The sequence below is a fragment of the Petrotoga sp. 9PW.55.5.1 genome (assembly GCF_003265365.1).
Taxonomy (GTDB): domain Bacteria; phylum Thermotogota; class Thermotogae; order Petrotogales; family Petrotogaceae; genus Petrotoga.
This window is the reverse complement of sequence record NZ_AUPM01000049.1, coordinates 1-9627: the sequence shown is the minus strand read 5'-3', so window position 1 is coordinate 9627 and position 9627 is coordinate 1. Positions and strand designations below refer to the sequence as shown.

The window sequence follows — 9627 nt, the reverse complement described above, 5'->3', positions numbered from 1 at the left end:
TAGTTCTTCGGTTAAGTTAATACATAATATTTCAAGGTTTCATATTTGCATGATGTTCTTGCATCTTTTTGAAGATTTATGTCTTGATAGTTGTGAGCTATATTAGAATCTCCCATTTCTTCCCCCTTGTTATTTGTAGTTTGGTTAAATTATACTTTTGTTATATTTAAATTATACAATAGATCGGACATTATATATCGAACTGCTAAACAATTTCTTTGAGCAAGACAAAAGATCAGCAATTTTATTATCAGCCACAAAAGTTTTTTTCCTTATTTATCAAGCGAACAAAACCTACTGGGAGGGAGTGATTTAATCTTATACGGAGGATACGGAACAGGCAAAGCCAGGTTAGGATACAACATCCTAAAACATATCTAACTTGTTAAAGATAGACAATCAAAACCAAGATAAGTCCTAATATAAATTACAAATTGTTATTAATCCCTTAGATTTAGGTGATATATTATTTAACGATTTTAAAAATTTCTTTTTTTGCTGTAGGGAATGGCTTAGAACATCATATAAATAAATTTCTAAACAAAAATCCAAATTCTCGATTAATGATCTTTCTTCCCTTGGTTGGTTTTGTGCAGATATAATGGGTTGACTTCTCTTACGTATAAAAAATCCTTCGGCTGTAGAATGACAGTTAAAAGTTGTTTATGATCAAACATGATAGCCCTTTCTTTATTAAAAAGCTTTTATTATAACATCGCAGTTTGATTCTATGAACTTTACTCACTTAAAAACAGCAAGGTCTCTAAAACGAAATTCCTTGGCTTTTCTGATAGAAGCGATCAAGCTACTTAGCAGACTGCTTTTATTTTTAACAAATGGAGTGAAAAGGAAATGACTACGAATATATGATTTTTTGATACTATATTGTTTAAAAATGGAATGATTTTCTTTGATTTTGAAGTATAATGTGATATAATTAAAATAAGATGAATAGTCTCATACAAAATGGGTATTAATATTTTTAATAACAGAACTTTATTTTTCGAATATGAAGAAGATCGTGTCAAAATTAAAAGAGAGGTGAGATTAGTGGATGTGCTGACTAAACTGGCGAAGTATCCGGTTTTTACAATTGATGATCTGATGAAGTTTACAGGTAATAAGAAGACAGCGTATACTCAGCTAAATCGTTTGATCAAAAGAGACTGGGTTAGAAAGGTTAGAAAAAATATCTATTCTGTTGTAAATCCAACAACAGGACAGATTGTAGCAACTCGTTATCAAATTGCTTGCGCCATAACCGACACTGCTTATATCTCACATCACAGTGCTTTTGAATATTATGGGCTGGCGAATCAAATATTCTATGAAGTATATGTTTCATCTGAAACAAAATTCAATCACTTTGAATATGAGCATGTAACTTATAAATATGTAGCATCTAGGATGGATGAGGGTATTTTTGAAGCAAAGAACACCACCGGAATTAGAATAACAGATATGGAACGAACAGTTGTTGACAGCATAAAGGATTTCAATAAAATAGGTGGGTTTGAAGAATTGTTAAACTGCTTGGAGGGAATCCAATACTTAGATGAGAATAAACTGAAGCGATATCTTGATATATATAATATTCAGGGACTATATCAACGGGTAGGTTATCTCCTTGATCATTATCGGAAAGAGATGCAGTTATCAAAGGAGTTCATAAAATATTGCAAAAGTAAAATAGGAAAAAGCAGACGATACCTAGTGAGTGAAGCAAAAGGCAATAGCTTCTATAATCGTGAATGGGAACTGATGGTACCAGAAGGGTTATTTGAAATAACGGATCAAGGTGGCGATATACGTGTCTAATTACGACATTATATATTTAGGGAAAAAAGCTAAAGAATTAGGATTTGTAAGGGATACACTAGAAAAAGTAACGAGGCTAGCGGATATTCTGGAGTATTTAAACACAAATCCAATTCTAAAAGATAGTCTTGCATTAAAAGGTGGAACAGCCATTAATCTAACGATTTTCAACTTGCCACGTCTTTCTGTAGATATAGATATGGATTATTTAATCACCAACAGTAGAGAAGAAATGCTTGAAAGTAGAAAAAATATTAATAGCAATATCGATCGTTATATGGTGTCTCATGGTTATTCAAAAAATCCCAAGACGAAGAATCCTCATAGCTTGGACTCATGGGTCTATGACTACACGGGAGCCAGTGGAAATAAAGATAATATCAAGATCGAAGTTAATTACTCATTACGGTCCCACGTTCTTGATGCGGAAGAAAGACCGATTATAACTGAATATCTTTCCAGTAAATATAAGGTGAAGTGCTTAGCTCCACTTGAGATATATGGAAGTAAAATGAATGCGCTGCTGAGTAGAGCTGCAGCCAGAGATTTATATGATGTAAGAAATATGATTCACTATGATCTATTTGATGAATCGGAAGAAGAGATACTCAAGAAGTGTGTTGTATTCTATGCTGCCATATCAGCGAAAGATAAAAATAGTATAAACAAGACTTTTGATACTAAGGCAATTGACTCGATTACAAACAGGAAGATTAAGACAGATCTCAATCCTGTCATTAAAACAAAAGATGATTTTGAATTGGATTTAGCTAAAAAACTTGTTAAAGAGTACATTTCTGATTTAATGATTTTGACAAAAGAAGAAAAGGAATTCTTGGATAGGTTTGAAAGCGGTAAATATATTCCAGAGCTTTTATTTGAAGATAAGAAGATTCTAGAACATATTAGAAATCATCCAATGGCATTATGGAAAACAAGAGAAGTAAAATAAAAATAAACCCTTAGATTAGATCAAATCTGAGTGGATTGTTTATTTTGAATATATTACCCCCGTTGTTTTATTTTACCATTTCTTTCATTTTTCTCCTATCTCCATAAGGGGTGATTATGGTGATTAACATCTCCTAATTAAATTAGTTCTATCTTTTATCTACAAATTCAATATCTTTTCCTGTAGCCTTTAATATCTTTTGAACAAAATCAATTCTGGGGTTTACTAAACCCCTTTCAAATCTTGATATTACTTGTTGTTGTACCCCTATATTTTCTGCTAATTCTTTCTGTGTAAGATGATTTTTAGCTCTATATTCTATTACACTTTCTATTAATTTGTATTTTAATCCTAAATCATCATATATTTTTTTGATTTCTGGGTTCCCTTTTAATATTTTTTCCTTTTCCTTTTTATAATTATATAGTTTTTCCACTTTTATTCCTCCATTTCATCTATTAAATTTTTCATTTTTTAAAAAATTGGTTTCAATATAGTATCCCCTAATTTTCTAGACTTCTTAATTTTATAATCAAATAAAACTATGACTTTATTATTTTTTATAAAATAAAATATTCTTATTGGAACATTGCTTTCTATTCTTAATTCCCTTAAGTTAATACTCTTATATTTATAACCTGATAAAATTTTTGAATAAGGATAACCTAACAAATAGACCTTATTTTCTAGTAAATCTAATATTCTAAAAATTTCAGCTACTGTAATTTTATCTTCTCTTTTGGAACTACTAGACAATTTATCTATATACTTTTTAAGTTTTTTAGTATAAATTAACGTCATATTTTAGCTATCCCTAAAAAATATTATACAACATTTTTGCTGTATTTTAAAATTATTTTTTTGTTTCATCATAAATACCATTGTATAATTATATCTATTTTTGTCACTCTGAGCTTGTCAAAAAATCTGTCATCTCTTCTTTTCTCTGGTTATCAAAAATTTTATTCTTTACTAAAATAATAAATATATGCGATGAACTATTGAGAATTATCGCACAAAATGCTTCTGGAAGAATGCAGAAAGTACGTTAAAAAAATGGAATTAGAATATGCCCCTATTCAAACTCTGAGAGAAGGATTCTTTTTTTAGTGCATTTTTGTACATTTTTATTTTACTATTTACATCATTTAAAATCAGATTCTTATCCATAATTATTTTCCTTTTCAACATTTGTATAGATATTTGAATATATGATGCTTTAAAGCAATGTAGTATAACGCTTCCAGCATATACGACATTGCCGAAGGCAATTTAGGCGTAGCGAAGGATAGATATGAAATCTGTTATACGCACCGGTAAAGGCCTATGCGACCGTAGGGAATAATTTAGATGAGCGATAGCGAATCACAAATTCTCTGTTATGTAATCGTTACCCATTTATTTCAAACCTCTTTCCTTTATTTTTAAAATTACATCCTTTACAATACTAATAAACTGTTCAACTTCATTTTCTGAATAAGGTTCATCAATTACCCATTTTAGATTTGATTTTGCTTTTATAAAATAACCAAGATTTTCAAGTCGTTCTTTATAAAACCTGATAATCTCCTCTGAGTTGTTAACCTTTTTTGTGATCTCTACAAATCCTGTGTAAATACTCTGTTTGAATGCAGAATTAGGCGGATATCCAAAAAACAGAGCAACTAAACCAGTATCCAACTCAATATTTAATGAAAATCCTTTTGACCCCCATCTGATCATTAAGTCTTTTTGTTGTTTTACAAATTCAAATATCTTCTGAAAAACTTCCAATCCGTTTTTGTCCAAAGAACTTAGGAATTGTTTCTCGTTGATTTTGGGTAGTGGGGCCGATTGAACTTTCTGACGTATAAATTCCTCTTCGCCAACAACAAAATCACTTGATATTATTTTTTCTCCTGATTTGGTTTGGAAATATTTAAACTCCATACAATAAATATCAATACCTTTTTTCCTTAAAAACAGTGCTGTTTGTCGAATTTCTTTTGAAATTTCTTGGGCCACTATGATAAGTCTTGTTGACTTGTTAAATGAAACTTTTTCGTCTGAATCACTTTGGAAATATTGCTGATGATAATCTTCTAAACTACTATCCTCCCCAGAATAATCTTGATAAATCTCATTTAACTGAGAATAGTCTAAATTTTCAACAAAAGACGCATATTCTAATAACTGAGCAATTGTTTCCCTGGGAGTTTTATCTCTCTTTAATTCCACGACTACGGTATTTCCACTTTCATCTATACCCAATAAATCTATAAAAGTAGTTAGGTTTGTAGTAACTTGACGACCAATTATGAGAATGTTGCTTTCTTCAAAAAAATATTCGGGATTTTTCTCAAGCAAAACTTCCAAATCTGCTTCCTTATTGGAATCCTTGAAATCATATTCCTTATAAGGAATTAACTTTCCATTTTCATCAATAGTAAACAGATTCATTTTCTTACACCTCCTAAATGGGCAATGTCGTATAACGCTCCCAGCATATAAGACCTTGTCGAAGGCTATTTGGCCATAGCCGAAGCGTGTATGCTTTGTTATCTGATGTCACCCTATCTTATATTGAAAATGCTCTTTGTAACTTTCCATTTCCATCATACCCAATGGTTTTATTTTTGAAATACTTTATTATCTTATCTTTATCTACTCCTGATAAGTTGCTATTTAGAATCTGACGATAGATGTCTTCCCAAGTAATTCGGATGAATTTCATCCTTTGGTTCTCGTTAAGATGCCTTTTGAAAATCGTTCCAATATTCTTCTCTCGTTCTGACAATACGAGGTTGACAAGATAGAAATTCAAACCCTGTTGTTTCGCCATCCAAGTTCCAAGTAACCAGAAACGTAGTAACTCATATTTCTTCTCATCTATCGCAACAGTTTTATAATGCGACTTGAAGACTTTTGAGAACCAGTTATCACCACCGGTTTCATATTTCTTGGAATTGCTCGTATTTCTCGATATTGTTTCATTTCCAGCAGTTAATTTTGCCTCAATAAAGAAAAGTGTTGTGTCAGTTTTGATTATAATATCTGGTTCCGAACTTCTTTGTATTTCTTCACCAAATTCTTCTCTTGCTTTGTTTAATTCAGACCAAATGGAATTCTCTTTTTGGCTATATGACCAATAGATTATTTCAGATGATTTTAAAGTGACACCGATGATAGAACTTAGAACCATTTCAACCAAATTATTTCTTTCTAGGAATCTAAAAACATTCCAAGTAACTGAATCTTCGCTATTGTCACGTGCAATTCGGCTTTCGCGCTTTTACTTTCTTTATCCTCTCTAACAAATCCAAATCAGCCTTATCTTTCCAGAGTAGATTGTCTAATTCACTCTGATATTCGAAAGTTGACGGTGAAATATAGATGATGTGCTTTGGGCATTTGAAACTCTCTTCTCGTCTGAAAAATTCTCTTTGCCTTTCTACTTTTTCACTACAACCTTTGACTGGGCAATCAACTGTTGATTTGGTGATTTCAATCCGTTCCTTCAATTCTTCTATACTGAGCATTTTCAATTCTCTTCCTTTTCCTAATTCATACTCTAAGAGAAGGATACCATTTTTTTATGCATTTTTGTACATTTTTATTTGCAACTTTTCCTACATTTTTATTTTACCATATACATATTTAACGATTTTAAAAATAGAACCAATTTAAAAATTCCTTTTTTGGCTGTAGGGAATTGGCAAAAACATCATATAAATAAATTTCTAAACAAAAATCCAAAAATGCAATTCGTCAAATAAATGAACAAAAAGAACATGAAAGATAAATCACTTTAAAAGTGCTTTCTCTTTTATATTTCAAGTTTCTATAATTTCATCAATTTCTAGAAGTTTTCCAAATTGCCATTGGGTGCCTCTTTACATTTTTTAGTAATTCTCCTTCAAATATCAATTCTGGTAGATACTTACCTTTAGAAAACTCAGATAGATATTCTATATGTTTTGATTTAACATTAATTATACTTTCAAGAAATTCTTTCACGTCTTCTTTTGCCTTTTCTAAATTAAATTTTTCTCCTTTAACTAGCATTGGATATAAATCTTTCTTGATAGTTATATCCGTAATTGCCTCAATAAATTCTGTCGATAAACTTAATTTATTTAATTTATTATTAGATACAGAATAATAAAATATAAAACAGTCAGTAAAAGGACCATACTCATCGCTAGAGATCAAGTTGTATTTACTTAAATTATAAATATCATAAAAATCCCTTGCAGCTAACCTATTATACAACGCTACAGTTTTAGTTGAAATTAATTCTATCTTATTTAAAGATACAACTTCGATTTTCTCATCAAATAGTTTCAAATCAATAATACTTCTTGTTATAGGGTAAATATGATGCCTTAAAGAATAGTTAATCTCAATTTTCAAATTATCTTTATTTCCAGAATTATTTTCATAACTAGCAACAATAGATTCCAATGAATAATGTTGTTTTGATTTTCCCGAAATTTTATATCCTTCTCTATCTAAATACGAAAACAAAATATTTTTAACTATGTTTCTTTCTTCCATAACTATTTCTTTATCCGAATAAGAATGATAATCTAAATCAATATCAACAGATAACCTTTGTAATTCAAAAACCATTAAATTAAAAGCTGTTCCCCCTTTTAAAGCTAACCGATCCCTTAAAAATGCATTATTATTAATAAAAGACAATATTTTAATCAACCTATGCACTTTTTCAATTAAATCTTTATGAAATCCTGATTTATTAGATAATTGTGAATAGTATTTATAATCATAATTAAACAAAAAAATCATCCTTTTTATTAAGATAATAAGGTACAATTAAATTCCATCTTTTTACCAAAAACCCATTTCCATTTTTAGCCTCTTCACACAAATATTTATTTGTTTTTCCCATCCTTTTTTCTATCTTTTTTAAAAATAAATTCGAAATATTGAGATTTTCTTGATGCCTTTCTATAAAAAAACCTACTTTCTGATAAAGAAACTTTTTATTATAAGCTTCTAAATACTCAATTAAAAATTTTTCATTCAAAATAGGAGAGATTTTTAAAATTTCATCTATCTCATTTTCTCCTCCACAAAAAACAGGTCTATCAATACAATCAACAATAGACCTTTCTAAATTAGTATATTCAATAGCTTTATTCATTTTATATCTAGAAATTCCATTTCTAATACCTTTTCCAGAATATTTATAATAAATTCCTTCAAACTCAAAATCCTTAAAATAAATATCAGAAAAAACATAAACAACATTACTTACTTGGTGAGATAACCCATGCAATTCAAAAGCGCTATGATACCCTATATAAGAAGTATTATTGATTTTGCTTCCAATTAAATATCTATTACAACTAAAATCACTATTAAACCCTACAAAACAATAAAGGTCTCTTCTAACCCTCTTCACAAGACCTTTTTTCAAATAAGAATTTAACAAAACTTTTGCATTATTTTTATTTCCAACCACTTGAGCAGCTTCTTCTAAATCAAAAACTTCCAAATCTAAAAAATCTTCATAATACTTCATAATAAAATCAGTTCCTTTATTTTAGAATAAGTTAATAATTAAATTAATCTATTCTATTATTTTAAAACTATTATACGATAAGTTCCTTATAAACAGAATAAATTAATGTTAAAATTAACTTTCTCCAATATTTTAGAACCAAACAAAAAGATACCAACCTAAGTTGATATCTCCATATAGAAAATATATTTATTTTTGTCATTCTGAACTTGTCGAAGAATCTTTGATTTTTACCTCGTTACTCTTTATCTTCTAAAAAATTTAATATTCCAACTATATACGCATTTCTTTTTTAATTTCCTCTAATGAATCCACTTCTTTAAACGGAGCATATTCTCCATAAGTTCTTTTAAGACTATTTATATTTTTCCCCCCAATAACTCCTAAATAATCTCTCATTTCATCATTTTCTTTTATTATTTTCAAAGCTTTTTTCATATCCATTTTTATTAACCAAGTTCCCTTTTTTCCAACTCTTCTGGCATACAAATAACTCATACTAATCACCTCTGTTATCTACTTCTAAAAACATTTCATACCAAAAATCAATAAATTCTTTATCTATATTTTTCGGCGCATCTGGTAATTTATCTAACCATTTTCTTAGTTTATAGGAATATTCATCATAGTCCTCTTTATTATCGCTTTTATATATAATTTCATGAGTATAATAATTTAAAATAGCATCTTTTCTATTCCAAAACTGAATTTCTACAGGAAATGATTTTGGATTAAGTCTAAAATATAAATGAATACCTCTATAACCATCATCTTTCGATTTATGATCTTGATAAAAATCAACAATTTCAAAACCTTTTTTATATTTATAAACTTTTTTAATTATATCTAAAACTCTTTCTTTTTCAATATCTACAATTATTCTAAAAGCCAAAGAATCATTACAAACTTCTCTCAATTGTTTTGACTCTCCTTTGTTTTTATCCCATTTAATTTTAAGTGACTCTAAAGATTTTAACCTATAACTGACATTCATTTCGCTACTATCAAAATCTTCAATAATATTATTTATATCAGAATCATTTATTATTTCATAAAAATCCAACATCTTATGAAAAATTTCTTTTACATCAAAATTTTCAATAGTTTTTCTTAAAGAAGGAAAATTGTCATCAAATATATTATGTCTTTGAATTTTTTCAATTAAATTAGAAAGTATTTTACTAACTTTGTATAAGTTATCTTCCCCCATCTCTCGCCTCTATTATACCAAATTTTTATTTTACCATTTACAGCAGACAGGGTAGTGACTTCAATTCCCCTTCCTCGAAGGGGTGGATGCAGCGTTTTATGCTGCAGACGGGGTAGTCAT

Annotated in this window: 11 protein-coding genes; 2 read left to right on the top strand and 9 right to left on the bottom strand. The window is 29.0% G+C overall.

Features of this window, described 5'->3' with window-relative positions; translation table 11 throughout:
• Positions 1-1050: 1050 nt before the first annotated feature.
• Positions 1051-1818, top strand: a complete 768-nt coding sequence (locus PW5551_RS07685; protein WP_158526166.1) for a type IV toxin-antitoxin system AbiEi family antitoxin — start codon at positions 1051-1053, stop codon at positions 1816-1818.
• Positions 1811-2770 (top strand): nucleotidyl transferase AbiEii/AbiGii toxin family protein, encoded by a 960-nt coding sequence (locus PW5551_RS07680; protein WP_113075209.1) that lies wholly within the window; start codon positions 1811-1813, stop codon positions 2768-2770. Before PW5551_RS07685 ends, PW5551_RS07680 begins: the two co-directional genes overlap by 8 nt.
• A 148-nt stretch (positions 2771-2918) precedes the next feature.
• Here the strand turns inward: PW5551_RS07680 and PW5551_RS07675 are convergent, their stop codons facing one another.
• From PW5551_RS07675 to PW5551_RS07640, 9 genes are all read right to left on the bottom strand, one after another.
• Positions 2919-3206 (bottom strand): helix-turn-helix transcriptional regulator, encoded by a 288-nt coding sequence (locus PW5551_RS07675; RefSeq protein WP_158526165.1) that lies wholly within the window; start codon positions 3204-3206, stop codon positions 2919-2921.
• A 38-nt stretch (positions 3207-3244) separates the two neighbouring features.
• Positions 3245-3571 (bottom strand): type II toxin-antitoxin system RelE/ParE family toxin, encoded by a 327-nt coding sequence (locus tag PW5551_RS07670; protein WP_113075207.1) that lies wholly within the window; start codon positions 3569-3571, stop codon positions 3245-3247.
• 597 nt (positions 3572-4168) lie between these two features.
• Entirely contained in the window at positions 4169-5209 is a 1041-nt protein-coding gene (locus PW5551_RS07665; RefSeq protein ID WP_113075206.1) for an endonuclease NucS domain-containing protein, read from the bottom strand.
• Positions 5210-5327: 118 nt separating this feature from the next.
• Positions 5328-5960: a hypothetical protein gene (locus PW5551_RS07660; protein WP_199562255.1), complete on the bottom strand. Its 633-nt coding sequence runs from the start codon at positions 5958-5960 to the stop codon at positions 5328-5330.
• A 55-nt stretch (positions 5961-6015) separates the two neighbouring features.
• On the bottom strand, positions 6016-6270 hold the full coding sequence (locus tag PW5551_RS10320; protein ID WP_233488480.1) for a hypothetical protein: 255 nt from the start codon (positions 6268-6270) through the stop codon (positions 6016-6018).
• Between the two features lie 331 nt (positions 6271-6601).
• A complete protein-coding gene (locus PW5551_RS07655; RefSeq protein WP_113075211.1) occupies positions 6602-7549 on the bottom strand; it encodes a nucleotidyl transferase AbiEii/AbiGii toxin family protein in 948 nt (315 codons plus the stop codon).
• Positions 7542-8297, bottom strand: a complete 756-nt coding sequence (locus PW5551_RS07650; protein WP_113075205.1) for a hypothetical protein — start codon at positions 8295-8297, stop codon at positions 7542-7544. Before PW5551_RS07650 ends, PW5551_RS07655 begins: the two co-directional genes overlap by 8 nt.
• A 273-nt stretch (positions 8298-8570) precedes the next feature.
• Positions 8571-8795 (bottom strand): hypothetical protein, encoded by a 225-nt coding sequence (locus PW5551_RS07645; RefSeq protein WP_113075204.1) that lies wholly within the window; start codon positions 8793-8795, stop codon positions 8571-8573.
• 1 nt (position 8796) lies between these two features.
• Positions 8797-9507, bottom strand: coding sequence for a hypothetical protein (locus tag PW5551_RS07640; RefSeq protein WP_113075203.1), 711 nt, complete (start codon positions 9505-9507; stop codon positions 8797-8799).
• Positions 9508-9627 lie beyond the last annotated feature (120 nt).

Bases quoted from the DNA above. Each gene is read 5' to 3' on its own strand.
- PW5551_RS07665 (WP_113075206.1), bottom strand. From the start codon at position 5,209: ATGAATCTGTTTACTATTGATGAAAATGGAAAGTTAATTCCTTATAAG.
- PW5551_RS07640 (WP_113075203.1), bottom strand. From the start codon at position 9,507: ATGGGGGAAGATAACTTATACAAAGTTAGTAAAATACTTTCTAATTTA.
- PW5551_RS07650 (WP_113075205.1), bottom strand. From the start codon at position 8,297: ATGAAGTATTATGAAGATTTTTTAGATTTGGAAGTTTTTGATTTAGAA.
- PW5551_RS07645 (WP_113075204.1), bottom strand. From the start codon at position 8,795: ATGAGTTATTTGTATGCCAGAAGAGTTGGAAAAAAGGGAACTTGGTTA.
- PW5551_RS07670 (WP_113075207.1), bottom strand. From the start codon at position 3,571: ATGACGTTAATTTATACTAAAAAACTTAAAAAGTATATAGATAAATTG.